Origin of the sequence: Parahaemophilus parainfluenzae (genome assembly GCF_001053575.1) — a bacterium.
Lineage (GTDB): Bacteria > Pseudomonadota > Gammaproteobacteria > Enterobacterales > Pasteurellaceae > Haemophilus_D > Haemophilus_D parainfluenzae_S.
In genome coordinates, this window is sequence record NZ_JVSL01000033.1 from 24,591 (window position 1) to 50,804 (window position 26,214).

27 protein-coding genes are annotated in these 26,214 nt (G+C 39.8%); 14 read left to right on the top strand and 13 right to left on the bottom strand.

What is annotated here, in order from left to right; all coding sequences use genetic code 11:
* The 4 genes from AC979_RS07020 to AC979_RS07035 all read right to left on the bottom strand — a co-directional run bounded on the left by AC979_RS07020 (position 1) and on the right by AC979_RS07035 (position 3,804).
* The gene (locus AC979_RS07020; protein WP_049373530.1) at positions 1-978 is read right to left on the bottom strand and encodes an ABC transporter substrate-binding protein; all 978 of its coding nucleotides are present in this window, start codon (positions 976-978) and stop codon (positions 1-3) included.
* Positions 979-1,158: 180 nt separating this feature from the next.
* Complete coding sequence (locus tag AC979_RS07025) at positions 1,159-1,644, bottom strand: hypothetical protein (protein ID WP_049373532.1); 486 nt, start codon at positions 1,642-1,644, stop codon at positions 1,159-1,161.
* A gap of 26 nt (positions 1,645-1,670) precedes the next feature.
* Entirely contained in the window at positions 1,671-3,080 is a 1,410-nt protein-coding gene (locus tag AC979_RS07030) for a multicopper oxidase domain-containing protein (RefSeq protein ID WP_049373533.1), read from the bottom strand.
* 1 nt (position 3,081) lies between these two features.
* Positions 3,082-3,804: a 1-acylglycerol-3-phosphate O-acyltransferase gene (locus AC979_RS07035; RefSeq protein ID WP_049373535.1), complete on the bottom strand. Its 723-nt coding sequence runs from the start codon at positions 3,802-3,804 to the stop codon at positions 3,082-3,084.
* 87 nt (positions 3,805-3,891) lie between these two features.
* Here AC979_RS07035 and lpxH point away from each other — a divergent pair, with 87 nt between their 5' ends.
* On the top strand, positions 3,892-4,596 hold the full coding sequence (gene lpxH / locus AC979_RS07040) for a UDP-2,3-diacylglucosamine diphosphatase (RefSeq protein ID WP_049373537.1): 705 nt from the start codon (positions 3,892-3,894) through the stop codon (positions 4,594-4,596).
* A 64-nt stretch (positions 4,597-4,660) separates the two neighbouring features.
* On the opposite strand, the gene glmS is transcribed toward lpxH, so the two are convergent.
* The 6 genes from glmS to nudC all read right to left on the bottom strand — a co-directional run bounded on the left by glmS (position 4,661) and on the right by nudC (position 10,334).
* Positions 4,661-6,493 carry a glutamine--fructose-6-phosphate transaminase (isomerizing) gene (glmS, locus tag AC979_RS07045; RefSeq protein WP_049373539.1) on the bottom strand — a complete coding sequence of 611 codons (1,833 nt, stop codon included), beginning with the start codon at positions 6,491-6,493 and terminating at the stop codon, positions 4,661-4,663.
* 50 nt (positions 6,494-6,543) lie between these two features.
* Positions 6,544-7,326, bottom strand: coding sequence for a DeoR/GlpR family DNA-binding transcription regulator (locus tag AC979_RS07050; RefSeq protein WP_049368683.1), 783 nt, complete (start codon positions 7,324-7,326; stop codon positions 6,544-6,546).
* Positions 7,327-7,452: 126 nt separating this feature from the next.
* Positions 7,453-7,725 (bottom strand): HU family DNA-binding protein, encoded by a 273-nt coding sequence (locus tag AC979_RS07055; RefSeq protein ID WP_005696943.1) that lies wholly within the window; start codon positions 7,723-7,725, stop codon positions 7,453-7,455.
* Between the two features lie 137 nt (positions 7,726-7,862).
* Complete coding sequence (locus tag AC979_RS07060) at positions 7,863-8,453, bottom strand: YjaG family protein (RefSeq protein ID WP_049373541.1); 591 nt, start codon at positions 8,451-8,453, stop codon at positions 7,863-7,865.
* Positions 8,454-8,464: 11 nt separating this feature from the next.
* Positions 8,465-9,529 (bottom strand): uroporphyrinogen decarboxylase, encoded by a 1,065-nt coding sequence (gene hemE, locus AC979_RS07065; RefSeq protein WP_049373543.1) that lies wholly within the window; start codon positions 9,527-9,529, stop codon positions 8,465-8,467.
* A 10-nt stretch (positions 9,530-9,539) separates the two neighbouring features.
* Positions 9,540-10,334: an NAD(+) diphosphatase gene (gene nudC / locus AC979_RS07070; protein ID WP_049373544.1), complete on the bottom strand. Its 795-nt coding sequence runs from the start codon at positions 10,332-10,334 to the stop codon at positions 9,540-9,542.
* 147 nt (positions 10,335-10,481) lie between these two features.
* Here nudC and AC979_RS07075 point away from each other — a divergent pair, with 147 nt between their 5' ends.
* Both AC979_RS07075 and AC979_RS07080 read left to right on the top strand, forming a co-directional pair.
* A complete protein-coding gene (locus AC979_RS07075; RefSeq protein ID WP_049365274.1) occupies positions 10,482-10,937 on the top strand; it encodes a DUF3290 family protein in 456 nt (151 codons plus the stop codon).
* Complete coding sequence (locus AC979_RS07080) at positions 10,937-11,572, top strand: DUF421 domain-containing protein (RefSeq protein ID WP_049365275.1); 636 nt, start codon at positions 10,937-10,939, stop codon at positions 11,570-11,572. The genes AC979_RS07075 and AC979_RS07080 overlap by 1 nt, the downstream gene beginning before the upstream one ends.
* A gap of 42 nt (positions 11,573-11,614) precedes the next feature.
* Here the strand turns inward: AC979_RS07080 and AC979_RS07085 are convergent, their stop codons facing one another.
* Positions 11,615-12,829: an aromatic amino acid transporter gene (locus tag AC979_RS07085; RefSeq protein ID WP_049373545.1), complete on the bottom strand. Its 1,215-nt coding sequence runs from the start codon at positions 12,827-12,829 to the stop codon at positions 11,615-11,617.
* A 176-nt stretch (positions 12,830-13,005) separates the two neighbouring features.
* Between AC979_RS07085 and AC979_RS07090 the strand changes: the two genes are divergently transcribed.
* From AC979_RS07090 to murQ, 4 genes are all read left to right on the top strand, one after another.
* Complete coding sequence (locus AC979_RS07090; protein ID WP_049373547.1) at positions 13,006-13,869, top strand: YicC/YloC family endoribonuclease; 864 nt, start codon at positions 13,006-13,008, stop codon at positions 13,867-13,869.
* Between the two features lie 8 nt (positions 13,870-13,877).
* A complete protein-coding gene (locus tag AC979_RS07095) occupies positions 13,878-14,717 on the top strand; it encodes a folate-binding protein YgfZ (protein WP_049373549.1) in 840 nt (279 codons plus the stop codon).
* Positions 14,718-14,843: 126 nt separating this feature from the next.
* Positions 14,844-15,962 (top strand): anhydro-N-acetylmuramic acid kinase, encoded by a 1,119-nt coding sequence (locus AC979_RS07100; RefSeq protein ID WP_049373551.1) that lies wholly within the window; start codon positions 14,844-14,846, stop codon positions 15,960-15,962.
* A 3-nt stretch (positions 15,963-15,965) separates the two neighbouring features.
* Complete coding sequence (gene murQ, locus AC979_RS07105) at positions 15,966-16,874, top strand: N-acetylmuramic acid 6-phosphate etherase (RefSeq protein ID WP_049373553.1); 909 nt, start codon at positions 15,966-15,968, stop codon at positions 16,872-16,874.
* A 60-nt stretch (positions 16,875-16,934) separates the two neighbouring features.
* On the opposite strand, the gene AC979_RS07110 is transcribed toward murQ, so the two are convergent.
* Together AC979_RS07110 and AC979_RS07115 are read right to left on the bottom strand one after the other, a co-directional pair.
* Positions 16,935-18,593, bottom strand: coding sequence for a phospho-sugar mutase (locus tag AC979_RS07110; RefSeq protein WP_049373555.1), 1,659 nt, complete (start codon positions 18,591-18,593; stop codon positions 16,935-16,937).
* Between the two features lie 188 nt (positions 18,594-18,781).
* Positions 18,782-19,351, bottom strand: a complete 570-nt coding sequence (locus AC979_RS07115; RefSeq protein WP_080970247.1) for a DUF5358 domain-containing protein — start codon at positions 19,349-19,351, stop codon at positions 18,782-18,784.
* 144 nt (positions 19,352-19,495) lie between these two features.
* Here AC979_RS07115 and menB point away from each other — a divergent pair, with 144 nt between their 5' ends.
* The 7 genes from menB to AC979_RS10095 all read left to right on the top strand — a co-directional run bounded on the left by menB (position 19,496) and on the right by AC979_RS10095 (position 25,807).
* Entirely contained in the window at positions 19,496-20,353 is an 858-nt protein-coding gene (menB, locus tag AC979_RS07120) for a 1,4-dihydroxy-2-naphthoyl-CoA synthase (RefSeq protein WP_014064726.1), read from the top strand.
* 94 nt (positions 20,354-20,447) lie between these two features.
* Entirely contained in the window at positions 20,448-21,218 is a 771-nt protein-coding gene (locus AC979_RS07125; RefSeq protein ID WP_049373557.1) for a glycosyltransferase family 25 protein, read from the top strand.
* A gap of 61 nt (positions 21,219-21,279) precedes the next feature.
* Positions 21,280-22,269, top strand: coding sequence for an o-succinylbenzoate synthase (gene menC / locus AC979_RS07130; RefSeq protein WP_049373559.1), 990 nt, complete (start codon positions 21,280-21,282; stop codon positions 22,267-22,269).
* Between the two features lie 60 nt (positions 22,270-22,329).
* A complete protein-coding gene (gene aroQ, locus AC979_RS07135; RefSeq protein ID WP_049373560.1) occupies positions 22,330-22,782 on the top strand; it encodes a type II 3-dehydroquinate dehydratase in 453 nt (150 codons plus the stop codon).
* Positions 22,783-22,942: 160 nt separating this feature from the next.
* Positions 22,943-23,407: an acetyl-CoA carboxylase biotin carboxyl carrier protein gene (accB, locus tag AC979_RS07140; RefSeq protein ID WP_049373562.1), complete on the top strand. Its 465-nt coding sequence runs from the start codon at positions 22,943-22,945 to the stop codon at positions 23,405-23,407.
* A 60-nt stretch (positions 23,408-23,467) separates the two neighbouring features.
* Positions 23,468-24,814 carry an acetyl-CoA carboxylase biotin carboxylase subunit gene (accC, locus tag AC979_RS07145; RefSeq protein ID WP_049368242.1) on the top strand — a complete coding sequence of 449 codons (1,347 nt, stop codon included), beginning with the start codon at positions 23,468-23,470 and terminating at the stop codon, positions 24,812-24,814.
* Positions 24,815-24,988: 174 nt separating this feature from the next.
* Entirely contained in the window at positions 24,989-25,807 is an 819-nt protein-coding gene (locus AC979_RS10095; RefSeq protein ID WP_053085713.1) for a Slam-dependent surface lipoprotein, read from the top strand.
* Positions 25,808-26,214: the final 407 nt, after the last annotated feature.

A 26,214-nucleotide genomic window follows, 5' to 3' on the forward strand; every position in this document is an offset into this window, starting at 1 on the left:
TTAAGCCAAGAAGAATTTGTCATCTGGCAATTTACCACCTAAGAGTTTTGGATTGAACGCCATCAAGGTTTCGTAGAATTGCATGATTTCATTCTTCAGTTCACTGGCTTTGGTCACCGTTAAGCGCGCACCGTCTAAACCCATTTCAATAGCGGCTTCTGGTGCTGGCAGATAATTGGCGCCAATTTCAGCCGCACTTTTACGGTTAGCCATAACCCAGTTTAACGCATCACTTAAATCTTGGTGAAGTAGATCAAACTCCGCCTTGTGTGCGTGGAAATATTCTTCGTTAGCAATAATGCCCGCCATTGGAATAAGTGGTTTTGTGCTAAACGCTTGTCCCCATTCTTTCACTAAATCGAAGCCACGTACAATCTCTGTACCGACAATTTTAGCTTTTTGCACAACGGCGCTCGCCATCGGTTCCGGCAGGATGGCCGCATGGAAATCTTTCAGTAGGAACAAACCAATCGCTTCAGTTGGTGTTGCCGCATAGGTGATATCCACTTTATTAATATCAATATTTAGTTTTTTCAGTAAAGCTTGTAATACGATGTCTGGCATATCGTTTTTAAATGGCACAAGGATTTTTTTACCCACCAATTCTTGCGGTGAAGTAATAGCACCACCTTTACACATCAACTGCGTAATCCCATTGGTGAGAATATTCACCATGCCAACTTGTTGCCCTTGATTACGTAAATTCACGCCCACATTACTTGGGCTCATCATCACTTTAAATTGCCCACTTGCTACACCCGCACGCAATTGATCTGGCGAACGCCAAATCTCTAATGCGACATCCGCTTGTTTGGCCAATTTACCTTGTGCTGCCGCCACCGCAATGGTCACACTTGGCATCGCGGGTGCGCCATAAATGGTAAATTGCTCTTTTGTTGCCGCAAAGAGAGAAGGCGACATGCCCGCTGCGGTAAGTGCTGCGCTTATTCTTAAAAAATCACGTCTATTCATTGCCATGGTTATCTCCTTATGATGAAACAAGTCTAATGCCTATATTTTGATAATAGTTTTCATTAATTATCTTACTGGAGATGACTAAAGTAAAGAAAGACCGTCTGAAAATTGAATTCCAGACGGTCTTTGCCTTAGTCTTAAAACAGCACACATATAAGTGCGGTCGTTTTTTGAGTGTTTTTCTTACTCAGTCACGTAGAAAACTTGTTTTTCAAATTCGTGTTTACCGATTTTGACAGTCAGTACATATTTGCCGATTGGATCTCTACGGTCGAATGTCCAGCAGTTCATCATGTATTTGCCATTTTCTAATGTTGGTCTGGTATAAGTGATGGTATGGAGTTTTTTATTTGGTGAAGACACCACTTTCGCATTTTCAATCGAACTGGCGAATTCACTTTGGGCTTGAGCTTTAAAGGTTTCACTTACCGTTGCTTTTTTACCAAAATGACCTGTTGCGAGCCAGCATACTTTCTCGTTTTTACTGGAACGAGAGGTTTCTTTTTTATTTAAATCAGGTGATGGCTCCTGAGTTCTATCGAACACAGAGAGATAAATAGTGGGCTCATTTGCCATATCTTTAGCTGCGTCTTTTGATTCTGGTGATGCAGCAAATGTGGTGGTTGAAAATAGGCTCGCAATTAAAGCGAATGTTGAGATTTTTTTCATGTTAGATTCCTTTTTATATCATTATTTTATTGAACGATCATTATACCAAGGCACCCCATATCTGCCAGCATTAAATTGGATGAGCCAAATAAGAAGGGATGAGTATTTGACGAAGGTTGTTCAAATTTTACTAAAATTTGTACTTTCTTTTTCACCCAAACTGTGTCTTTCCAAGCAAGTTCCGACGCATCGACCTTGACATCATCTTGGCTTTCAATCACAAATTTTGCGCCTTGAATGGTGAAACCCACTGGCAGTGAGCTGTTGATGATCCAACGTTCGACAGTACCTACTTTAACCGAAACATCAATACGGCGTGGGTCAAAGCGTTGTTTGTTGATTAGACCATTCGTGACATCCAGTTCAAAGGTGCGTTCTTGCGCGATTTTACTTTCGAGCATAGCCGTGGCATCAGTATTGAATGACTCATTCATTTTTTTGCTGAATGCAGAGATTTCACCTTGTGGGCGAAGTTCTAAAACGGTGTTATCTGCAAAATCATTACCTGAACTGAACACATTTTTGATTTTGTCGAAGAAACCACGTTTAGCCCCAGAGATGAGCGATACACCTTCTCCTTCGCTTAAATTGACTAACACTTCTGCACGTTCACCTGGTGCAAGAATAAGAGAATTAATCGCTTTACCTTGTGGTAAAAAACCTAAATCTCTCGCAACAAGCAACATGTCTTGTTCGTTATCTAAACGGAGATCATAGGCTCTTGCCAATGAGGCATTAAGTAAGCGTAAACGTACCCAACCGCGAGGGGCGTCAAGATAAGGCGCTTCTTGTCCATTCACAAGAAGACGATTACCGACAAAGTGCGGTTGATTTTGCTTAAATAATTGTAATCCGTCACCGTTAAATTCCATGTCTTGTAAGATTAATGGAATATCGTCCACGCCGTATTTATGAGGTAGCTGAGATTTTAAGCTTTGATCATCTTCAATTAACCACATCCCGACGATGCCGCGATAGGTTTGATAAGCCGAGTTAGCCAAGGTCGCTGAACGATACCAGCAAGTCGAGGCAGGTTGGTCTATTGGGATAATCGGTGCCCAAGATTCCCCTTTTTTTAGGACTTTTGCCGCACCACCAAATAATTCGCCACTGGCTTGCAGTCCTTGAATGGAGAGGGCAATGCTTTGTGGCAAATTGTTGTGATAATTGAGTTTTGCAAAGGAACCCGATTTGATACGAATAGTGGGGCCAAGATAATTGCCGTTAAAGCCCCAGACACTGACACTATGGGAGCCATCTAACTTATAGCCAGTTTCTTCCATATTAAGGATAATTGGGCGACCACGTTTTGCTTCCATCAATGGAGGAATGGTTAATTTTTCACGGGATGCCGCTAATACCGATTGAGGTGTGGCAGCAAGTGCGGTTGAAATTGCGGTAGTTTTTAATAATTGGCGACGAGAAAGACGCAACATATTATTTTCCTTGTGCAATTTCAGCATCGAGTTCAGCGATGCGTTTTTCCATCAAATCGTGACAGTAAGTAGCAAGTTCGCGAACATTGTCTTTTGTGTATGATGACACATCAATTGGATCCATCATTTCACAAATCACTTTACCGTTATCCCAACGATTCAAATCAATTTTGTTATGCGTCGTCGAGCACACAACGGGCACGATTGGTACGCCAGCCGCAATTGCAGCATGGAATGCACCTGTTTTGAATGGCAATAAACCACGACCACGGCTACGTGTGCCTTCAGGGAACATCCAAATTGACAGGTTGTCTTTATTGATACGGCGAGCAAGTTCTGTCATGGTGCTGTGTGCTTTAGAGCGATTTTCACGATCCAAGAAAATATTGCCGGTTACCCAATATAAAATGCCAAAGAAAGGGATCCAAATCAGGCTTTTTTTACCTACACTTACTGTGCGAGGGAGTACCATGTAAGAGATGGTCACCATATCGAAATTATTTTGGTGGTTACCGATGTAAATACAACGTGGCATATTCTCTTTATTTTGTGGAAAACGGTGTTCTACTTTTAAGCCAAATAAAGGGTATAAACGACCAAACCAGCGAGCCATAACGCCCACATTGCTTGGGTTTTTGAAACGAATAAAGGAATAGATCGTACCGAGCACACAAATTAAAATACAACAAAGTGCAACGATGAGAATTCTGGCGATTTTTAACATAGAAAATACCTAATTAAAATTTTTGGAAAGTATAGCAAATTACACAAAAATGTGTGCTAATCTAATGAAAAAAATGACGGAATAGTTATGAAACCCATTTATTTTATTGCAGATCTTCATTTAAGCGAAACGCATCCGGAATTAACCGCACTTTTTAGCGATTTTATGCAAAATCAAGCACAAGAATCGCAAGCGGTTTATATTTTGGGAGATCTTTTTGATTTTTGGATTGGTGACGATGAAACTTCACCTTTAATCTCACAAGTAAAACAGTTGATAAAAAAACTGACAGAAAAGGGTATAGCTTGCTATTTCATTCATGGTAATCGAGATTTCTTGGTAGGGAAAAAATTTGCACAAGATTGTGGTTTAACGTTATTGCCTGACTATCATTGTGTTGATCTTTATGGTGTGAAAACCTTAATTTGTCATGGTGATACCTTATGTATTGATGATGTGAAATATCAACAATTTCGCCGAAAGGTGCATCAAAAATGGCGACAAAGATTGTTTTTATGCTTGCCATTAAAAGTGCGGTTAAAAATTGCAGAGAAAATTCGCGCGAAGAGTAAACAAGATAAGCAATATAAGTCACTGGATATAATGGATGTGAATTTAGCGTTTACGGCACAAACTGTAAAAGAATTTGGCGTAAATCGATTAATTCACGGTCATACGCATCGAGAAGCCATCCATCAGGAAAAAGGGTACACGCGAATTGTGTTAGGCGATTGGCGAAAGGATTATGCCTCAATTCTGGAAGTAACAGAGAACGGTTATCGGTTTATTTAAACAAAAAGCACAGGATTAAACCTGTGCTTTTTTGCATTAAAACGTGCTGATTTCCAACCGCACTTTATTCTACGGTTACCGATTTCGCTAAGTTACGAGGTTGATCCACGTCGGTTCCTTTAATTAATGCCACATGGTATGACAATAATTGCATCGGAACGGTGTAGAAAATTGGCGCAATAATTTCATTCACTTTTGGCATAGTGATAATTTTCATACCTTCGCTTGGTGTGAAGCCTGCTTCTTTATCAGCGAACACATAAAGCTGACCACCACGCGCACGTACCTCTTCAATGTTTGATTTCACTTTTTCAAGTAATTCATTGTTTGGTGCGACCACGATAACCGGCATATCTGCATCGATTAAGGCTAATGGACCGTGTTTTAATTCACCTGCCGCATAAGCTTCAGCATGAATATAAGAAATTTCTTTTAATTTCAATGAAGCTTCCATTGCGATAGGGTAAAACTCACCACGACCTAAGAATAGTGCATGGTTTTTCTCTGCGAAGTCTTCTGCTAATGCTTCGATATCTTTATCAAATGCAAGGGCTTTTTCAACTTCAGCCGGAAGTGATTGTAACGCTTTTACAATTTCCACTTCTTGTTCGTTTGAGATATTGCCTTTTACTTTACCAATTGCAGTGACTAACATTAATAATGCGGCCAACTGAGTGGTAAACGCTTTAGTTGATGCCACACCGACTTCAACGCCTGCACGAGTCATGAAGGCAAGATCGGATTCACGCACTAAAGATGAACTTGATACGTTACAGATCGTTAAGGCTGCCATGTAACCTTTTTCTTTTGCAAGACGAAGTGCTGCAAGGGTATCCGCTGTTTCACCTGATTGAGAAATCGTCACTAACAAGCTATTTGGGCGAGTCACAAATTTGCGATAGCGGAATTCAGATGCGATTTCGACATCACAGCTCACGCCAGCAAGTGCTTCAAACCAGTAACGAGCAGTCATCCCTGCATTATAAGAAGTACCACAAGCCACGATTTGAATGTGTTCAACTTTTTCTAAAATTTCAGCTGCGCCATTACCAATAGCATCCACAATCACGTTGTTGTGAAGGATACGTCCTTCCATTGTGTTGATTAATGCATTTGGTTGCTCATAGATTTCTTTTTGCATGAAATGGCGGAATTTGCCTTTTTCTGCAGCGTCATTTTCAAGGTTAGACTCGTGTACTTCACGTTCTACTTTTTGACCATTCGCATCGTAAATATCCACGGTACGACGTGTGATTTCTGCGATATCGCCTTCCTCTAAATAGATGAAACGACGAGTTACGCTTAATAGCGCAAGTTGGTCAGATGCCAGGAAGTTTTCACCAATTCCTAAACCAATTACTAATGGGCTACCTGAACGCGCTGCCACTAAATGTTCTGGATGCTCACGATCTAGTACAACCATACCGTATGCACCAGTAAGTTGTTTTACGGTTTTTTGGACAGCTTCAAGAAGATTTGAGGCTGTACGCATTTCCCAATTAACAAGGTGAGCAATTACTTCGGTATCAGTTTGAGAATTAAACACATAGCCACGTGATTTAAGTAATTCACGTAATTCTTCGTGATTTTCGATGATACCGTTATGGACGACAGCAAAGTTGCCCGAAGTATGCGGGTGAGCATTAGCTTCAGACGGTTCACCATGAGTTGCCCAACGGGTGTGAGCGATCCCTGTACCACCGATTAATGGTTTTACAGCAGCAGCTTCATCAAGGGCTTTTACTTTACCCAAGCAGCGTACGCGGTGTAATTCATGGTTTGGATCCACAACGGCAACACCCGCTGAGTCGTAACCACGATACTCTAAGCGGTGTAAACCATTAATTAAAATTTCTGCTACATCACGTTGTGCTACCGCACCAACAATACCACACATAGTTTTTCCTTATTTAATAAAATTAAAAGTCTTGTTTTTCTGACCGCATTTTATGCCACATCCACACAAATTACTTCTACGCCTTGCGCCATTATGGCTTCTTTGTCAGCCTGAGATAATTTGTTATCGGTAATCAGCACATCAATTTGCTGCCAGGTTAATTCCACATTTGGCATTTTTCTGCCAATTTTTTGTGATTCCACCATTACAATCACTTCACGAGATACTTCAGCCATCACTTGGCTTAAGCGAACCAACTCATTAAATGTTGTTGTACCACGTTCTAAATCAATGCCATCGGCACCAATAAATAATTGGTCAAAGTCATAAGAACGTAGCACTTGTTCGGCAATATTGCCTTGGAAGGATTCAGAACGCGTGTCCCAAGTGCCTCCCGTCATTAAGAGTGTCGGTTCATTTTCGAGTGAACGTAATGCTGTGGCCACCGAAAGCGAATTCGTCATCACAACCAAGCCTTGCTTGCGATTAAGCTGTTTAATCAATGCGGCGGTTGTGCTGCCACTATCCACAATAATTCGATTGTGATCACGAATACGTTCTGCAGCTGCCTTTGCTAAGACTAACTTTCGTTGCGAAAGTTCATCATCTTGTTCTTCTTCGATGATTTCTTGTGGCATTAAAATGGCGCCACCATATTTTCGAAGAAGGAAACCATTACTTTCCAATGCAGTGAGATCTTTTCGAATCGTCACTTCAGAGGTGTCAAATAACTGTACGAGTTGTTCAACACTGACTTCACCTTGTTCTTGCAGAAGTTGCATGATGGCATGTCTGCGTTGTTGGGTATTTCGGTGTTGAATGTTTCGTTTCATTATTTATATCCCGTAATAAGTTTCGGTTCGGAATTATATCGGCAAAATGATGATTGTAAAGTTAAAATTTAGGCAACAAAAAACCCTGACAAAGCAGGGTTCAATTAAAATTCGTTTTAAGACTAATTATTTGATTGCGTCTTTTAATGCTTTACCAGATACGAATGCTGGAACTTTAGATGCTGCGATTTTGATTTCAGCACCAGTTTGTGGGTTACGGCCAGTACGTGCAGCACGTTTGTTTACTTTGAATGTACCGAAACCGATTAATTGAACAGGTTCACCTTTTTTAAGGCTACCAGTGATAGCTGCTAAAGTCGCTTCTAATGCAGCTTTAGCTTGTTTTTTGTTTAATTCAGCTGCACTTGCAATTGCATCGATTAAATCTGTTTTGTTCATAAATTTGTACCTTCTGTTAAATTAAAATTGACTCTATTCAAATAAGCGTAGCTTTTAACTGCTACGGCTTGGGCAAGTCTAATCGAACTTGGGGGGAAATAAAAGCCCGATTTGCAAAAATTGTGACAAATCTCACGTTATTGCTCAATTTTTATACCAATATTGGAGATTCCCTCCTGCTTTATCTCGTTTCGGAGGGATAAAATCAAGTCTATATCGCGTTTTTCACAGTCTTTAAGTAAGCGATAGATTTGCCATTGAAGGTCAAGTTCTTCTTCAATTTCTTCACGGCTTTTCAGTTCAGTTTCAGAAAGATCTCGATCTTCTTGTGTTTCTAACAAAGAACAAACCGTGCCTAATGAAATTTGGCTGATTTGAATTGCTTTTTCAAGTGTCTCGCCCGCGATAATCGCATGCAACAATTCACCTAGCGCTTCACAAGCATCGAGAGCAGGTACCACACCAAAGAAGTCATAATCATTCACATCAGGAATAATTTCTTCAAGTTTCTCTAATTGGTTCTCGAAATTAATCTTTGCCTCTTTAACCGTTAGAAATTCCCACACTAAGTTTAAAATGTTGTGATAGGTTTTGTCTGCAGGCTTTTGTTCCGTCATTTGGCAGAATAGGGCAAAGTTAGGTGCCATACGCTCGCATAAGCAAGCCATAAAGGTCAGATGTTGCCAGCTTTCGAGATTTTCGAGACGCTTGTGAATCGGATTTCGCATTTTTTTCTCGCTTATTTATGATAGGCTTTAGAGAACTCATGAATCGCATCCACGAAGATTTTTGGCGCACTTTCCGGCACATCTTGGTGAATACCATGACCTAAATTAAACACGTGTCCGCTACCTTGGCCAAAATCAGCTAAAATTGACCGCACTTCTTGCTCAATACGTTCTGCCGGGGCATATAACACGCTTGGATCCATATTGCCTTGTAGTGCCACTTTATGGCCTACTTGTGCTTTCGCATCAGCCAAATTAACGGTCCAGTCTAATCCGAGCGCATCACATCCTGTATTTGCCATGGCTTCTAACCATAACCCGCCGCCTTTAGTAAATAAAGTCACCGGTACTTTACGGCCATCGTGTTCACGAATTAAACCATCGACGATTTTGTGCATATATTGCAGAGAGAAGTCTAAATATTCACGATGACCTAACACACCGCCCCAAGTATCAAATACCATGACCGCTTGTGCACCTGCTTTGATTTGCGCGTTTAAGTATAAAATCACGGAATCCGCTACTTTATCTAATAAAAGATGCAAAGTTTGCGGTTCGGCATACATCATTTTTTTGATTTTATTGAAGGTCTTGCTGCTACCACCTTCAACCATATAAGTCGCCAGTGTCCACGGGCTACCAGAGAAACCAATCAGTGGCACTTCGCCTTTTAGTTCGCGACGAATTGTGCGAACAGCATTCATCACATATTGAAGTTCGCCTTCAGGGTCAGGAATCGGTAAATTTTCGACCGCACTTTTGTTTTCAATTGGATGAGCAAATTTCGGGCCTTCACCTGCACCAAAACTTAATCCTAAGCCCATCGCATCAGGAATAGTCAGAATATCTGAAAATAAAATAGCCGCATCTAAAGCATAGCGACGAAGTGGCTGTAAGGTGACTTCACAAGCTAAATCCGCATTGCGGCAAAGAGACATAAAATCGCCCGCTTCTGCGCGTGTTGCTTTATATTCAGGCAAATAGCGTCCCGCTTGGCGCATCATCCATACGGGTGTCATATCCACTGGTTCACGTAATAAGGCTTTTAAATAACGATCATTTTTTAATTCAGACATGGGCTTTCCTTTATTTATTTTGTTCCGCTTTGCAAAGCTCAAGCGTAGCATTAATTAATTTGAGTGCGATAGTACCTGTTGGCGGTAATTCTGGCAAGGGGGCAGCGCTAGAAAACCATTGTGCATCATGCAGTTCTGTTTCTTGCAGTTGAATTTCTCCACTGTCGTAATCGGCTAAAAAGCCCACCATTTGTGAATTCGGGAATGCCCAAGGTTGACTACCGAAATAGCGAATATTTTTAATGCGAATACCCGTTTCTTCAAAGACTTCGCGACGAACGGCATCTTCAAAGGTTTCACCCACTTCCACAAAACCGGCTAGCGTGGTGTAAATACCTGCTTTGCCAGGCGTGTAATGGCGTTTATGGTTGGCTAATAAAATCTCTGTACCACGACGAACAGCGACAATAATCGAAGGGCAAATAACCGGATAAATACGATAACCGCAACTTGTGCATTGAACCGCAAGCTCATCGTGAGTTTGTTCCGCTTTTTGACCGCATTTTCCGCAGAATTGGTGAGTTTTCAAAAAATGATTGATTTCCACACCTCGGCTTAATAAATGAAAATCTTCAGTCGGTAATGACAACAAACTCCGTAAGGAAAGGTATTCTCGTTCATCTTGATCATTTTCTGCCACAAGCCATAAAGGTTGTGATTTCCATTTCCCGAGCAACATCGCTTTTTGCGTCGTGAGGCCGAGTTCCTTTGCTGTTCCAAAAGGCAGATCATTTTCCTGCCAATAAAGTGTCGATCCTTTGGTGAACAGCCAATATCCCTGATCTTCAGGCTGAATTGCTTTCATATTTTTCTCTTTTTGTTTCAAAAGTGCGGTCATTATAAAAGGGATTTTTCGGAAAAACGAATTTAATTTCTGTGATAAAAATAGCTAGTCAGTTTTCGTTGTGCTACAGTAGCAACCTGTTTTTCTCTTTAAAATTAGGAATGACAAATGTCTTTTTTCTCTTTTGCTTTTTTAGAAAATGCGATGTCTTTTGAAGGTTATTTTAAATATATCGCCATTTTTGTCTCGTTAGGTGCATTGCTTGTGGTGACAAGCTTATATTTACGTCATCGGTTACAAACCAAATATCGCGATCTCAGTATTATCTTTCTTTTATTAATTATTTTCTTGCTCGGTGTGCAATATAAGCAATATGAGCAAAATGAAGTCTATGCAGCTGATATCTCTAGCGTGGTGACATTTTTAAATTCGGTGAAAGATAGTCAAAATTTACAGAAAGAAGATATTCGTACCAATAGCCGTACATTAATGAACGGCATGATTTTAAATATTCGGGATCAGTATTTCGAAGTCCATTTTAATAATGATTTTTCAGCGTATACCTTATCCCCAATTAACTTAGTAAACCCTAATGTTACTGTGATTGATAAGGAGGATAAATAATGGATGGCTACACATTATTAGGCTTGAAATTGGCCATGGGTATTATTGGACTGGTACTCCAAATTAACTTAATGGGAAAAGGTAACCTTGCACCGACTTCCGCGATGGATCAGGTACAAAACTATGTGCTAGGTGGCATTATTGGTGGTGTGATTTATAGCGATAGTATTGGGGTATTCCAGTTCTCTCTCGTGCTCGTGCTTTGGACATTATTGGTTTTTACCCTCCGTTTTATCAAAAATCATAACAAATTAGTTAAATCTTTGATTGATGGTAAACCTGTTTGGGTGATTTCAAACGGTAAGGTTAAAACCGCTGAATGTATGAAACACAGTATTACTGCTAATGACCTCATGTTTAAGTTACGTGCTGCCGGTATTTATGAAATCAAAACGGTTAAACGTGCGGTATTCGAACAAAATGGGCAACTCTCGATTATTCAATACGGCGATGATAACTTACGTTATCCATTAATTGTTGATGGACAATTAGATGATGATGTTTTAGACATTATTGATCGTGATGAAGAATGGGTTAAAGCTGAGTTAGAAAAACAGAACATAACGATTGAGCAAGTGTATATTGGCGAATACTTGAATGGTCAGTTAGTGGCACATGTATATGAAAACAAATAAAAGAGACCGCACCTTAAAAGTGCGGTCTTTTTTTCGCTCATTTTAACCGACAACAAAAGGTAAATAACCCGCTCGGATGGCAAAAGGAATTGAAGTAATAATCACCCCAAGCACCAATACAAGTACTAACAATGCTTTACCGCCCCACACTCTGTATGGCAAGTTAGGATGAATCGCACGTGCTTTCCAAACTAATGCTACCGGTAAAACCACTGCGTAGAACGCGAACATTTGACCAGCATAACCCAGAGCGAGAATAAAACCTTCCGGATAGAAAAGGGAGAAAAGCACTGGGGGAATAAAGGTCATTAAACCTAATGAAATACGCCCTGCATGAATATTAAAAGATTGTTTGAGCAAGTCTTCGATACATTCTAATAAGCCTAATGCCACGCCTAAGAATGAGGTTACTAAAGCCAAAGTGGAGAAGATTTTTACTGCATTCGCAATAATTGGGCTTTGGGTGATTTCTAAGGTTGCTTTCACCAAACCATTTAACGTGGCGTCTTCACGTAAAATTTGTAAAAACTCATTTTGGCTGAGTAAGCCGTGCGTAGAAAGCTGCCATAAAAAGTAAGCAAATAACGTGATGCCAGAACCCACTAAAATTGCAATGCGTAAGGATTTTACATTACCGCCTAAGTATTTATTTAAACTTGGAATGGAACCATGGAAACCAAATGCCGTGAAAAATACAGGGCTTGCAGAAATAATTAAAGCGTTATCAATTGGCATCGCCATTAAGTTATCAAATTTGATGTTTGGTAGCATTAATGCGAGCACTAAGATAAAAGCAGCAATCATCACAAAGAATAACACGCGATTGATTTTATCCACACTGTGCGTACCAATCACAATAAAACTGCCGAAGAAAATGGTGAATACAAGCACCGCGATTTTATTCATGGTGTCTTTATCGCCCATGGTTGGGAGTAAATCCATTAATAGGGAACCACCACCACTTACATAAGCAGCAATTAAGGCATATAAAAAGACAATTAAAACAGCAGTGGAAATAATTCGCCCCGCTTTACCAAAATATTGTGCAGCAAGTGTGCCGATCCCTGCATCACTGTCAGCGGTTTGATACAGTTCCACGAATAAAAGTGCAGTGAAAGTGAGCACTGACCACAAGCCAATTAATAAGAAAACCGTCGCCGTTAAGCCAATCCCTGCTGAGGTGAGCGGCATTGCCAACATCCCTGCACCAATCATGGTTCCTGCAACAAGCAAGGTACTTCCCACAGTCTTGTTCATTTTACTATCCTTTGGTTGTAATAATAAATTTACGATAATTGTATTTTAATCTTTACACTGTGTAAAGTAGGGAAGACAAAATTCTTCTACAAAATGTACGGTAGAAATGACCGCACTTTCCCGATAAAATAGCCGGCAAATCAATTAAGACGAGAGACAATAGTGGGAGAGCGCTTATGATTTATAGTATGACAGCCTTTGCACGCCTTGAAATTAAGAAAGAGTGGGGCGATGCAGTTTGGGAAATTCGTTCGGTTAATCAACGTTATTTGGAAAACTTTTTCCGTTTGCCAGAGCAATTCCGTGGTTTGGAAAATGCTTTGCGTGAGAAACTTCGTCAAAATCTCACTCGCGGTAAAATTGAATGTTCATTGCGTATTGATAGCAAAAAACAAGCAGCGGCTGAGCTCAATTTAAATAAAGAATTAGCGAATCAAGTGATTCAATCTTTACAATGGATTAAGTCACAAGCAGGTGAGGGCGAAATCAATTTAGCGGACGTATTGCGTTATCCTGGCGTGGTGGAAGCGGCTGAGCAAGATTTAGATGCGATCAGTCAAGATTTGTTGACAGCTTTTGATGAATTGTTGGTGGAATTTATTGCAATGCGTGGACGTGAAGGCGAAAAATTGCAAGCCATTATTCAACAACGTCTTGATGGTATTACCGTGGAAGCCGAAAAAGTGCGGTCACAAATGCCGGCGGTTTTACAATGGCAGCGTGAGCGTTTATTGCAACGTTTTGAAGAAGCGAAGATTCAACTTGATCCTCAACGTGTCGAACAAGAAATGATTTTATTGGCGCAACGTGTGGATGTGGCGGAAGAATTAGATCGTTTGCAAATGCACGTGAAAGAAACCAACAACATCCTGAAAAAAGGTGGGGCAGTGGGCCGTAAACTGGATTTTATGATGCAAGAGCTTAATCGCGAATCTAACACGTTGGCATCGAAATCCATTAATGCTGATATCACCGCTTCTGCTGTGGAATTAAAAGTATTAATCGAACAAATGCGTGAGCAAATTCAAAACCTTGAATAGGAAAAATCATGGCAACATTTATTTCATTAAACCACTATGATTTGGTGGAAGTGGCGGGCGTAGATGCGGAGAAATATCTGCAAGGCCAATTAACTTGTGATGTGATGCATTTGGCAGCAGGCGCTTCAACGCTTACAGCACATTGTGATCCTAAAGGCAAAATGAACTCGTTGTTTCGCTTAATTAAGCTTTCATCCGAACAGTTTTTGATTTTAATGCCGAAAAATTTATTTACTCCACTTGAGCATTTAAAAAAATACGCCGTGTTTTCAAAAGTGACTTTTCAAGTGTTAGATTGGCAAATTGTTGGCTTGATTGGTGAAAAGTGCGGTCGAATTCAAGCACAAATTACCTTGGATATTGATGATAATCGCGCAATTTTGATTAATCCTACACCGTTAGATGTCACCTTTAATGGCGATGAAAAGCAATGGCTTTGTGCGGATATTCAAGCGGGCTTACCAAGCTTGAGTGCGGAAACGCAAAATGAATTTATCCCGCAGGCATTAAATCTGCAAGCCATTGAACAAGCAATTTCTTTTACGAAAGGCTGTTATATCGGGCAAGAAACTGTTGCGCGTGCCAAGTATCGTGGCGCCAATAAACGTGCGATGTATGTGCTTTCGGGGGAAACCACGGTTATACCGAAAATCGGCAGTGAAATTGAAATGCAGTTAGAAACAGCTTGGCGTAAAACCGGTACGATTGTAAGTGCGGTCAATTTTGACGGCGTTTTATGGTTGCAAGTCGTGATGAATAACGATTTAGAAGAAGGGACGCATTTCCGTTTACCTGAAGATGGATCCGTTCTGAAAATTGAACCGTTACCTTATTCTATCAATAGCTAAAAAACGATTTAGTCATTGATGACTTATAAGAATTATAAATGATGAAAAGAGAGAACTGCAATGTTCTCTCTTTTTTTATTTTTTTAAAATCCGCTATAATTCTGAAAAACTCACGAATTGAATATTATGACTTATTATCTTGGCATTATGTCCGGCACCAGCCTTGATGGGGTGGACATTGCGCTTACTGACATCCAATCTAATCAAACCAAATTAATTGCGGCTGATTTTACGCCGATGCCAGCAAATTTACGCGAAAAAGTGACCGCACTTATTCAATCGGGCGAAACCTCGTTACAAGCTTTGGGTGAACTCGATCACCAATTTGGCTTACTTTATGCGGATTGTGTAAATGCCTTTTTACGTAAACACCAATTAAAACCAGAACAGACTGAAGCCATTGGCTGCCATGGCCAAACAGTGTGGCATTCCCCAAAAGGTCAATTTCCGTTTACCATGCAAATCGGTGATATGAATTTATTAGCCGCTAAAACAGGTATTACGGTCGTTGGTGATTTGCGCCGTAAAGATATGGCGTTTGGTGGACAAGGCGCGCCTTTGGTACCCGCTTTTCACCAAGCGGTATTTTTTGATCCTAACTGGGCAACAGTGGTGCTTAATATTGGCGGTATTAGTAATGTATCCTTATTGATACCTGAACAGCCTGTCATTGGCTTTGATACAGGAACCGGTAATACCTTGCTCGACCAATGGATCGAAAAACGTCAAGGCAAAGCTTACGACAAAAATGGTGAATGGGCGGCTTCTGGCCAAGTAAATACAGACTTGTTAGCGGCATTATTAGATGAAGATTTCTTTCAATTGCCACCACCGAAAAGCACAGGGCGTGAATTATTTAATTTGGCTTGGCTAGAGAATAAAATTCAAAAAATAGCAGGCAAAATGACCGCACTTTTACCACAAGATGTGCAAGCCACCTTGGCTGAATTTACCGTACAAAGTATTGTTTTAGCCCTTAACAATATTCAGACGACATTACCATGCAGATTACTTGTTTGTGGCGGAGGTGCTAAAAATCAGGCGATCATGAATGGCTTAAAACAAGCATTGCCAAGTTGGCGTATTCAACTGACGACAGAATTAGATCTTGATATCGATTATGTGGAAGCGGCAGCTTTTGCTTGGTTGGCTTATCGTCGCATGCATAATTTGCCCGCTAATTTACCGAGTGTAACAGGCGCCACAAGTACGGTCAGTTTAGGGGCGATTTTTCCAAAGGAATAAACCATGGCAGAAAATTTATTACAAACCCTTTCAACTTTAATTACTGAACAACGGAATCCCAATTCTATGCATGTAGATAGCTTGTCTGCATTGGAAATTGTTCAGTTAATGAATGATGAAGATAAACAAGTGCCTGTGGCAATTGAAAAATGTTTATCTCAAATTGCTCAAGCAGTCGAATGTATTGTTGCTGCATTTCAACAAGGCGGTCGATTAGTCTATATTGGCGCCGGAACCAGTGGTCGATTAGGCGTGCTCGATGCATCAGAATGCCCGCCAACTTTTGGTGTATCACCTGAAATGGTAAAAGGTATTATTGCAGGCGGTGAGCGCGCATTACGTCATCCAATTGAAGGTGCCGAAGACAGCAAAACGCAAGCCGTGGTTGATTTACAAACCATTCAATTTTCCTCACAAGATGTGTTGGTGGGTATTGCCGCCAGTGGCCGAACCCCTTATGTAATCGGTGCATTGGAATATGCGAAAAGTTTAGGTTCAGTGACCGTTTCGATTGCAAGTAATCCGAATTCAGCGATGGCAAATATTGTGGATATTGCCATTGATACGGTAGTGGGACCAGAAGTGCTAACTGGCTCGAGCCGCTTAAAATCAGGTACTGCACAAAAATTAGTACTGAATATGCTGACGACAGCTTCCATGATCTTAATGGGCAAATGCTATCAAAACTTAATGGTGGATGTGCAGGCAAGTAATGAAAAGCTGAAAGCTCGTGCCATTCGTATCGTCATGCAAGCCACGGATTGCGATAAGGCTCTCGCAGAAGAGACATTAAAGCAGGCAGATCAAAATGCGAAATTAGCGATTATGATGATTCTGAGTGGATTAGATCGTGCTCAAGCAGAGGCTTTATTAGAAAAACATCAGGGCAAGTTACAACTTGCATTGAAATAAGCAAAAATAAAACGCTAGGCATCAAACCTAGCGTTTTTTATTATTTAATAGTTTGCTCAATTAGCAATCTTGTTTGCCGTAAGCATCTTGACGAAGGATTTGACGAACGCCTTCATCAAATTGTGCTAAAACTTGATCCGCGTCTTTTGGATCTTTACCGCGAGCATCAAGATAGAACTTGATTTTTGGTTCAGTACCAGATGGACGAACGATTAAACGACTACCGTTTTCTAATACGAATACGAGGATGTCGCTTTGGCGATCAGTTTTAGTGTGGTCGATGAATTGTACCACTTTAACACCACCCACTTCAGCTGGAGGCGTGTTACGAAGTGCAGTCATTAATTTACCAATTTCAGATAAATCGCTTACACGAATAGAAATTTGACCACTTACATAAGCACCGAATTCTTGCGTGAAGTCATTGGCGTAATCCGCTAAGGTTTTGCCTTGTGCTTTTAAGTGACGCACTAAATCTAAGAACACGATCGCTGCAGAAATACCGTCTTTATCACGTACTTTATCTGGGTCAACTAAGTAGCCAAGTGCTTCTTCGAAACCGAATAATAAGCCTTGAACTTTACCGATGTATTTGAAACCGGTTAATGTTTCTTCTGATTGGAAACCGTATTTTTTCGCAATTTCAGCAAGTGCAGGAGAAGACACTAAAGAACACGCCAATACGCCTTTTTCACCTTTTGCATGATATTGTTTTGCTAAATACCAACCTAAGAAACAACCGACTACGTTACCATGTAAAGGTTTCCAGTTACCTTGTGCATCTGGAACTGCCACCGCTAAACGGTCTGCATCTGGGTCATTGGCAATAATGAATTCTGCATTGTGTTCTTTTGCTACTTTAATAGCTAAATCTAATGCACCTTTTTCTTCTGGGTTAGGGAAGTTTACTGTTGGGAATGTGCCGTCCGGCCATACTTGTTCCGCCACAATATGAGGTTGTGGAAGACCCGCTTTGGTTAAGGTTTTGCTTAATACTTCATAGCCTACACCGTGCATTGCAGTATAAACGTAGTTAATGTCTGCTTGAGGTTCTTTAGCAAGAGATGCCGTTTTTTCAATATAAGCGTTAACCACTTCATCATCTAACACAACATAATCTTGGCTACGTGGTAAATCTTTTACATTACCCGCTGCCACTTTGTCGATTAATGCCGCGATATCTTTGTCAGCAGGAGAAACGATTTGGCCACCGCCGTTCCCTTTGCCTAAATACACTTTATAACCGTTATCTTCTGGTGGGTTGTGACTTGCTGTCACCATCACACCTGCGGTGGTATCAAAATATTGGATTGCGTAAGCTAATACTGGCGTTGGTAATTTACGTGGAAGTAAATAAGCTTTCACGCCTGCACCTGCCATGATTTCAGCAGTATCACGTGCGAAAACATCAGAGTTTTTACGACCATCATAACCAATCACGATGGAAGGTTGCTTGTCGTAATCTTTTAAATAATCCGCTAAACCGCCCGCAGCTTGTGCTACTAATACACGGTTCATCCCCATAGGGCCAGCTTGTAATGGTCCACGAAGTCCCGCCGTACCAAATTGTAAACGTCCACTAAAGCGAGCTTGTAATTCTGCTTGTGCTTTTTCATCACCATTTTTCGCCGCCGTTAAAAGTGCGGTTAATTCTGCGTGAGTTTCTGCATCAGGATCTTGGTTTAACCAGTTTTGTGCAATATCAAAAAGCGTTGTCATGATGTTTTCTCCTTGTAAAAACTAATTCTTGTTAGACTAGCTGAAAATGACTTTAATTTAAATGACTATTTTGCTTTTTTACTGAAAATTTAAGCTTTTTTTGATCGCAACCGTTTTCTCAGATATAAAAACGGCGTAAAAATATTTACGCCGTGAGAGTGATATAAATTTATATAAAATAATAAAAATTAGAGAAGAAGGGCAGAACCCCATTTAATAATATCAAAGAAGAATTTGTTTTGATTGGTGGCAATACCATCACCCGTTTTCTTCAATGTGCCGTCATCATTTTTCGTTTCATCTACCATGCCATTTACATACTGGCCTTTCACCACATCTAAGTCTTCTTTTGCCTGAGTACGTAAGATTTGGCAAGCTTTTGGCTCTAATGCATCGACATCACCAAGTTCTGCGCGGAATTTCTTAAATTGATAGGTCGCATAATTCATCGATTTTTCATCTTTTTGAATCATTTTTACATAATCTTCACCGATGATTTTTTCTAACGGATAGAAAAAGACATATTGGGAATGAATATAGCTATCTTCTTTTGCAAAATGTTGTTGCTGAATACGAGTTAAATTCGGATAGATACATTGCTCAGCTTGTTTACTTGCTACAGCCCATGTTTTTGCATTGGCATCAGATAGGAGATAGTCTGCTTGTGCGAATTCAGCAGGAATAGTTGATTGTGATGAACCAAATAAACTACAAGCATTCAATAACATGATGCTGCTTAAAAAAATAATTTTTTTCACTTAAATTTCCTTACTAAAGTTGGAATGGCGGAATTTTAACAATAACGACATAATTGTAAAGTCTTCAGTAGTTGATTTTCTTTCCTGAAGTAAGAAACTTCCGCTATAATGACCGCACTTTTTACACTTATAAAGGAAAGAACAATGCAAAATCCAAAAGATGATGTTTTATATGCACCAGTTGAGTGGGTTGATCATAGCGAAGGTTATACCGATATTCGTTTCCACAAATCGACAGACGGTATTGCAAAAATCACCATTAACCGTCCTGAAGTGCGCAATGCATTTCGTCCGCAAACAGTTAAAGAAATGATCCATGCATTTTCTAACGCTCGTTTCGATGAAAAAATTGGCGTGATTGTGTTAACCGGTGAAGGCGAAAAAGCATTCTGTTCTGGTGGTGACCAAAAAATTCGTGGTGACTACGGCGGTTACAAAGATGAAAGTGGTGTGCATCATTTAAATGTATTGGATTTCCAACGTGATATTCGGACTTGTCCAAAACCAGTTGTAGCAATGGTGGCAGGTTACGCAATTGGTGGCGGCCACGTACTTCATATGTTATGTGATTTAACCATTGCAGCAGAGAATGCGATTTTTGGTCAAACGGGTCCTAAAGTAGGTTCATTTGACGGTGGTTGGGGTGCAAGCTATATGGCGCGTTTAGTTGGTCAGAAAAAAGCACGCGAAATTTGGTTCTTATGCCGTCAATATAATGCGCAAGAAGCATTAGATATGGGCTTAGTGAACACTGTCGTGCCTTATGCTGATTTAGAAAAAGAAACTGTGCGTTGGTGTCGTGAAATGTTACGTAACAGCCCAATTGCATTACGTTGCTTGAAAGCCGCATTAAATGCAGACTGTGATGGTCAATCAGGCTTACAAGAACTCGCGGGTAATGCAACCATGTTGTTCTATATGACTGAAGAAGGGCAAGAAGGTCGTAACGCGTTCAACGAAAAACGCGCACCAGACTTCAGCAAATTCAGACGCAATCCTTAATTTTAATCATAAGAAGTGCGGTTAGAAATCAGTGTGTTTTTAACCGCCTTGTCGTGATATATCTCGATCCTTATTCATATTTTAGAATTATTTTATGTCCCGTGTGAAACAACATAATTATGTGATTAGCTTAACCAGAGAAACAAAACGTCGCAAACATATTGAACAAGAATTTGGTCGGCAAAATATCCTTTTTTCATTTTTTGATGCAGTGACACCAGATTATATTGAGGATGTTGCAAAGAAATTTAATATTATTTTAGATCGCTCTTCAGAAGCTAAATTATGGGATGGGGAAATCGGTTGTGCGTTAAGTCATATCTCACTATGGGATTTAGCGTTAGAAAATAACTTAGACTATATCAATATTTTTGAAGATGATATTCACTTAGGTGAGAATGCAAAAGAGCTGTTAGAAGTGGATTATTTACCTAATGACATTGATGTACTAAAACTTGAAGCGAACGGTAAAATGTTCTTTAAAGATCCTCATAAGGCAAAGTGTAGTCGACATATTTATCCAATAACATTTAAACAATCAGGTTGTGCTGGTTATACGGTAACGGCAAAAGGTGCTAAATACCTTCTCGAACAAGTAAAAAATAAACCGCTTGAGGTCGCAATTGATTCTCTTGTTTTTGAGAATTTTTTAAATCTAAAAGATTACAAAGTTGTGCAACTTTCACCAGGAGTTTGCGTTCAAGATTTCGTATTGCATCCAGATAAGCCTTTTGAAAGTAGTTTACAAAAAGGTAGAGAATTGGTTTATGAAAATCAAACGAAATTTTCAGTATTTGAAAGAATCATAAATGAATTCATGAGATTAAAACGTAAATTATTTATGAAACAAGTGCCTTTTAAATAGGATGCAAGTGGTTAAAAATCAGTGTGTTTTTAACCGTACTTTTGTCATCAAGGAGAATAAGATGGAAATCAAATCATTTAATCTTTATCGTTATTCTATTCCCGTCGACAGCCAATTGATTTTACGTGGACGTTTTTTAAAACGCCGTGAAGGCTTAATTGTGCGTGTTGCTTGCAGCCGTGATGGTTGGGGGGAAATTGCACCTTTACCTGGGTTTAGCGAAGAAACTATCGAACAAGCGCAAGAGCAAGCCATTGAATGGCTGACGAATTGGTGTCATGCAAGCTGCGAAGCGCCAAGAGTCCCCCTTGATGGTTGTTATCCTTCCGTTGCTTTTGGTATTAGCACGGCGATGGATGAGATGAAACGTTATTTAAATGAGGAAGGTAATTATCACACTGCACCTTTGTGCTATGGCGATCCTGATGAGTTATATGCAGAGCTTAATCAAATGCCAGGTGACAAAGTGGCTAAAATTAAGGTCGGTATGTATGAAGCGAATCGTGATGGCTTGATTACGGATATGTTTCTTGAAGCTATTCCTGACTTGCAATTACGTCTAGATGCGAATCGTCAATGGACCTTGGAAAAGTCATTAAAATTTGCGGAGAAAGTAAAACTACAACATCGTTCTCGCATTCAATTTTTGGAAGAACCTTGTAAAACCCGTGAAGAAAGCCGCCAGTTTGCCGCTCAAACAGGTATTAATATTGCTTGGGATGAAAGTGTGCGAGAGCCAGATTTTCTTTTAGAAAAAGAACCGCACTTAAGCGCCATTGTGATTAAACCAACATTGATTGGCTCGCTGCAAGATTGTCAAAAGCTGATTGCACAAGCGCATAGCTTAGGCATAAAAGCGGTGATCAGCTCGAGTATTGAAAGTAGCCTTGGATTGACGCAACTCGCTCGTATCGCTGCGCAATATACGCCTAACGTGATGCCTGGATTAGATACATTGAATTTGATGCAACATCAGGTATTACGCGCATGGCCAGGCTCAGATTTACCGCTAATTGATCTAAATTCAGAATTTATAACCAAAATCGTATAGAGATACGACCACCATTACATAAAAAATCGCTATAATTCGCACAAGTTAAAGGATGTGAAAATGTCAAAAAAATTCAATATTTTGCTGTTAAATGGCCCGAATTTGAATATGTTGGGCGCAAGGGAACCAAAACATTATGGTTCACTTTCATTATCTGCCATTGAAGAAAATGTGGGTAAACTTGCTGAGCAGCATGATGTGAATTTGGAGTGTTTCCAAGCAAATAGCGAAGAAAAGTTAATTAATAAGATTCATCAAAGTTTTCAGAAAGTGGATTTTATTTTAATTAACCCTGCAGCTTATACGCATACCAGTGTTGCATTGCGCGATGCGTTGCTTGCGGTGTCAATTCCTTTTGTCGAAATTCATTTGTCTAATGTACATAAACGTGAGCCATTCCGTCATCATTCTTACTTTAGTGATGTGGCTGAAGGTGTGATTTGTGGCTTAGGTGCAAAAGGCTATGAGTTTGCTCTCCAATTTGCGTTAGATTTTTTCAATAAAAAAGCATAAAATTTCACAAAATTTACAGATTTTCGCAGAAATTTATCGCAAAGTTCATGATTTTGCGGTAATCTTGCCGACACAAAAAACAGGTTTCAAAATGACCGCACTTTGGAAATCAATTCTGAAAGTGCGGTTAACAATTCATTATTATTTTTAGGAAGAACGTATGGACATTCGTAAAATCAAAAAACTGATTGAATTAGTAGAAGAATCGGGCATCACTGAATTAGAAGTGCAAGAAGAAGAAGGTACAGTACGTATTAGTCGTGCGGCACCAGTTGCTGCACCTGCTGCAATTCAATATGCAGCGGCGCCAGTCGCACCGGTTGCGGCTCCGGCAGCAGCGCCAGCACCTGCAGCGGCAGCACCTGCGGAAGCGCCTGCAGCTGAAGTGTCTGGTCACCAAGTACGCTCACCAATGGTGGGTACATTCTATCGTAGTCCAAGCCCAGAAGCGAAAGCTTTCGTGGAAGTGGGACAAACAGTCAAAGTAGGCGATGCACTTTGTATCGTTGAAGCAATGAAAATGATGAACCGTATTGAAGCTGATAAAGCCGGTGTGGTTAAAGCAATCTTAGTAAATGATGGCGAAGCGGTTGAATTTGATCAACCATTGATCGTTATCGAATAATCCCTATCAATCTGAAATGGCGAGCTTTCTCGCCATTTTTTCACCCAAGTGGAAATTGTTATGTTAGAAAAAGTTGTGATTGCTAACCGTGGTGAAATTGCACTGCGTATTTTGCGTGCCTGTAAAGAATTAGGCATTAAAACTGTGGCGGTTCACTCTACCGCTGACCGTGATTTAAAACACGTATTACTTGCAGATGAAACAGTTTGTATCGGACCTGCGCCATCTGTAAAAAGTTATTTAAATATTCCTGCGATTATTGCTGCTGCAGAAGTAACCGGTGCGGATGCGATTCACCCTGGTTATGGTTTCCTTTCTGAAAACGCGGATTTTGCAGAGCAAGTTGAGCGTTCTGGTTTTATCTTTATTGGTCCAACTGCAGACGTTATTCGTTTGATGGGGGATAAAGTTTCTGCGATTAAAGCAATGAAAAAAGCGGGCGTGCCTTGTGTACCGGGTTCAGATGGCCCAGTAGGTAGCGATATCGCGAAAAATAAAGAAATTGCAAAACGTATTGGCTATCCAATTATTATCAAGGCATCTGGCGGCGGCGGTGGTCGTGGTATGCGCGTGGTACGTAGCGAGGATGCACTTGAAGAATCTATTGCGATGACAAAGGCAGAAGCAAAAGCAGCGTTTAACAATGATATGGTTTACATGGAAAAATATTTAGAAAATCCACGCCATATTGAAATCCAAGTTTTAGCGGATACACACGGTAACGCAATCTATCTTGCAGAGCGTGATTGTTCTATGCAGCGCCGTCACCAAAAAGTAGTGGAAGAAGCACCCGCACCAGGTATTACCGAAGAAGTTCGTCGTGATATTGGTTCTCGTTGTGCGAAGGCTTGTGTTGAAATTGGCTATCGCGGTGCAGGTACATTTGAATTCTTATATGAAAATGGTGAGTTCTATTTCATCGAAATGAATACTCGTATTCAAGTAGAACACCCAGTAACAGAAATGATTACTGGTGTGGATTTGGTGAAAGAACAATTGCGTATTGCGGCTGGTTTACCACTTTCTTATAAACAAGAAGATATTAAAGTGAAAGGTCATGCAATTGAATGTCGTATCAATGCAGAAGATCCAAAAACATTCTTACCATCTCCAGGTAAAGTGGTACATTTGCACTCACCAGGTGGCTTAGGTGTTCGCTGGGATTCACATGTGTATGGTGGTTATACCGTTCCACCACACTACGATTCTATGATCGCAAAATTAATCACATACGGTGATACTCGTGATGTAGCAATCCGTCGTATGCAAAATGCATTATCAGAGACGATCATTGACGGTATCAAAACAAATATCCCACTTCATGAACTCATTCTTGAAGATGAAAACTTCCAAAAAGGTGGCGCAAACATCCACTATTTAGAGAAGAAATTAGGGATGTATGATTAATTTATAAATTATTAAGGTAAAGACAAATATTGTCTTTACCTTATTTTTTATATAGGTATATATAATATTATTAATTTTATGATAAGATGCAAATATACATAAATTTATTTTATGTCTATCAATTAATTAATTAATTAATTAATTGTGTTTTGTTAAAAATCTAAGAGGTAAATTATGAAAAATACTATTTTAAAGTTTAGTTTAACAACTTTAGCTGCATTAACATTAGCTGCTTGTGGAAGTAGTGGCGGTGGTGATTCTGCTACTGATAATGGGCAAAACCAAATCAATTCAGCAACACCAAGTAACAATAATCCAGTTCAAGTTTCTTCTAATGGAACTGGAGCAGCATTAGTAGCTACAGGTGAAGATAACAATGCTAATGTTAAACGTGCAAATTTGATGGATTATAATTTAGAAACATTATCTATTGATGGAAAAACTGTTCGTATTGCACCTCCATCTAATGGGGGGACTATTTTTTCTGGTGGTTGGACAGAATATGGTGCAGGTGTAACATTTAATGGCTATAAATTCCCTAATACTGTTTCCGTGTGCTGTGGCAAATATACAGATGTTCGTATAGGCGCTATTGGCAGTACTGGACCTGGTCAAGAAGATATCCTCTTTTATAATGGAAACCCTACAAATTCAATGCCTTCATCTGGTGTAGCATCCTATGCTGGAGATAGTATTATTGCAGCGGATACTGATAAATTACCGGATGAAGATTATGTAAAAGGTTCTTCAACCTTTACTGCTGATTTTGGTAATAAAAAATTAACAGGGACGATTAGCGCTGGTAATGTTGATATTGTGAAAGTTGATGCAAATATTTCAGGAAATAGTTTTGCTGGAACGGCTAAGTCTGATCTTTTGAATTCTCAAGGTACAGCTGAAGGAAAATTCTACGGTGAAAATGCAAAAGAATTAGGTGGTGTGGTTAATGCTAATGATAACTCTTGGGGAGCGGCTTTTGCGGCTAAGAAATAGCTTGTCTATTTTAAACTACTATTGATAAAGTTAAATTCGCATTTCGTTTGCAATATCTCATTTTTAAAAGGTGATAGAGGGTATCTATATTTAGGTGAGAGACAAAGCTAAGGATGCGTGATAAAATTGAGCGGACAACGCAAGTTAGTCCGCTTTTTTGTTAGAAGTGTTTAGTTTTTATATAATCTACAATTAATAAATTTTTGAAAAAATTTTAAATCTATTTATAACTTAAATTTACTTTTTACCAGAGGAAAATAATGAAATTTAATTTCTCCAAACTAAGCTTAATTATTCTGACGAGTGTAACATTAGCAGGTTGTGGTAGTAGCAATACTCAACCAGTTGAGCAACCTGAACCAGTTGAGCAACCTAAACCAGTTGAGCAACCTAAACCAGTTGAGCAA

What these genes read in the sequence shown, in the direction of transcription:
- hemE (WP_049373543.1), bottom strand. Translation starts at nt 9,529, where the DNA reads ATGTCTGAATTAAAAAATGATCGTTATTTAAAAGCCTTATTACGTGAA.
- nudC (WP_049373544.1), bottom strand. Translation starts at nt 10,334, where the DNA reads ATGAAAGCAATTCAGCCTGAAGATCAGGGATATTGGCTGTTCACCAAA.
- AC979_RS07075 (WP_049365274.1), top strand. Translation starts at nt 10,482, where the DNA reads ATGTCTTTTTTCTCTTTTGCTTTTTTAGAAAATGCGATGTCTTTTGAA.
- AC979_RS10095 (WP_053085713.1), top strand. Translation starts at nt 24,989, where the DNA reads ATGAAAAATACTATTTTAAAGTTTAGTTTAACAACTTTAGCTGCATTA.
- AC979_RS07080 (WP_049365275.1), top strand. Translation starts at nt 10,937, where the DNA reads ATGGATGGCTACACATTATTAGGCTTGAAATTGGCCATGGGTATTATT.
- murQ (WP_049373553.1), top strand. Translation starts at nt 15,966, where the DNA reads ATGGCAGAAAATTTATTACAAACCCTTTCAACTTTAATTACTGAACAA.
- AC979_RS07055 (WP_005696943.1), bottom strand. Translation starts at nt 7,725, where the DNA reads ATGAACAAAACAGATTTAATCGATGCAATTGCAAGTGCAGCTGAATTA.
- menB (WP_014064726.1), top strand. Translation starts at nt 19,496, where the DNA reads ATGCAAAATCCAAAAGATGATGTTTTATATGCACCAGTTGAGTGGGTT.
- AC979_RS07050 (WP_049368683.1), bottom strand. Translation starts at nt 7,326, where the DNA reads ATGAAACGAAACATTCAACACCGAAATACCCAACAACGCAGACATGCC.
- AC979_RS07060 (WP_049373541.1), bottom strand. Translation starts at nt 8,453, where the DNA reads ATGCGAAATCCGATTCACAAGCGTCTCGAAAATCTCGAAAGCTGGCAA.
- AC979_RS07035 (WP_049373535.1), bottom strand. Translation starts at nt 3,804, where the DNA reads ATGTTAAAAATCGCCAGAATTCTCATCGTTGCACTTTGTTGTATTTTA.
- accB (WP_049373562.1), top strand. Translation starts at nt 22,943, where the DNA reads ATGGACATTCGTAAAATCAAAAAACTGATTGAATTAGTAGAAGAATCG.
- AC979_RS07030 (WP_049373533.1), bottom strand. Translation starts at nt 3,080, where the DNA reads ATGTTGCGTCTTTCTCGTCGCCAATTATTAAAAACTACCGCAATTTCA.
- AC979_RS07085 (WP_049373545.1), bottom strand. Translation starts at nt 12,829, where the DNA reads ATGAACAAGACTGTGGGAAGTACCTTGCTTGTTGCAGGAACCATGATT.
- menC (WP_049373559.1), top strand. Translation starts at nt 21,280, where the DNA reads ATGGAAATCAAATCATTTAATCTTTATCGTTATTCTATTCCCGTCGAC.
- AC979_RS07100 (WP_049373551.1), top strand. Translation starts at nt 14,844, where the DNA reads ATGACTTATTATCTTGGCATTATGTCCGGCACCAGCCTTGATGGGGTG.
- aroQ (WP_049373560.1), top strand. Translation starts at nt 22,330, where the DNA reads ATGTCAAAAAAATTCAATATTTTGCTGTTAAATGGCCCGAATTTGAAT.
- AC979_RS07025 (WP_049373532.1), bottom strand. Translation starts at nt 1,644, where the DNA reads ATGAAAAAAATCTCAACATTCGCTTTAATTGCGAGCCTATTTTCAACC.
- accC (WP_049368242.1), top strand. Translation starts at nt 23,468, where the DNA reads ATGTTAGAAAAAGTTGTGATTGCTAACCGTGGTGAAATTGCACTGCGT.
- glmS (WP_049373539.1), bottom strand. Translation starts at nt 6,493, where the DNA reads ATGTGTGGTATTGTTGGTGCGGTAGCACAACGTGATGTAGCAGAAATT.
- AC979_RS07095 (WP_049373549.1), top strand. Translation starts at nt 13,878, where the DNA reads ATGGCAACATTTATTTCATTAAACCACTATGATTTGGTGGAAGTGGCG.
- AC979_RS07110 (WP_049373555.1), bottom strand. Translation starts at nt 18,593, where the DNA reads ATGACAACGCTTTTTGATATTGCACAAAACTGGTTAAACCAAGATCCT.
- AC979_RS07020 (WP_049373530.1), bottom strand. Translation starts at nt 978, where the DNA reads ATGGCAATGAATAGACGTGATTTTTTAAGAATAAGCGCAGCACTTACC.
- AC979_RS07125 (WP_049373557.1), top strand. Translation starts at nt 20,448, where the DNA reads ATGTCCCGTGTGAAACAACATAATTATGTGATTAGCTTAACCAGAGAA.
- lpxH (WP_049373537.1), top strand. Translation starts at nt 3,892, where the DNA reads ATGAAACCCATTTATTTTATTGCAGATCTTCATTTAAGCGAAACGCAT.
- AC979_RS07090 (WP_049373547.1), top strand. Translation starts at nt 13,006, where the DNA reads ATGATTTATAGTATGACAGCCTTTGCACGCCTTGAAATTAAGAAAGAG.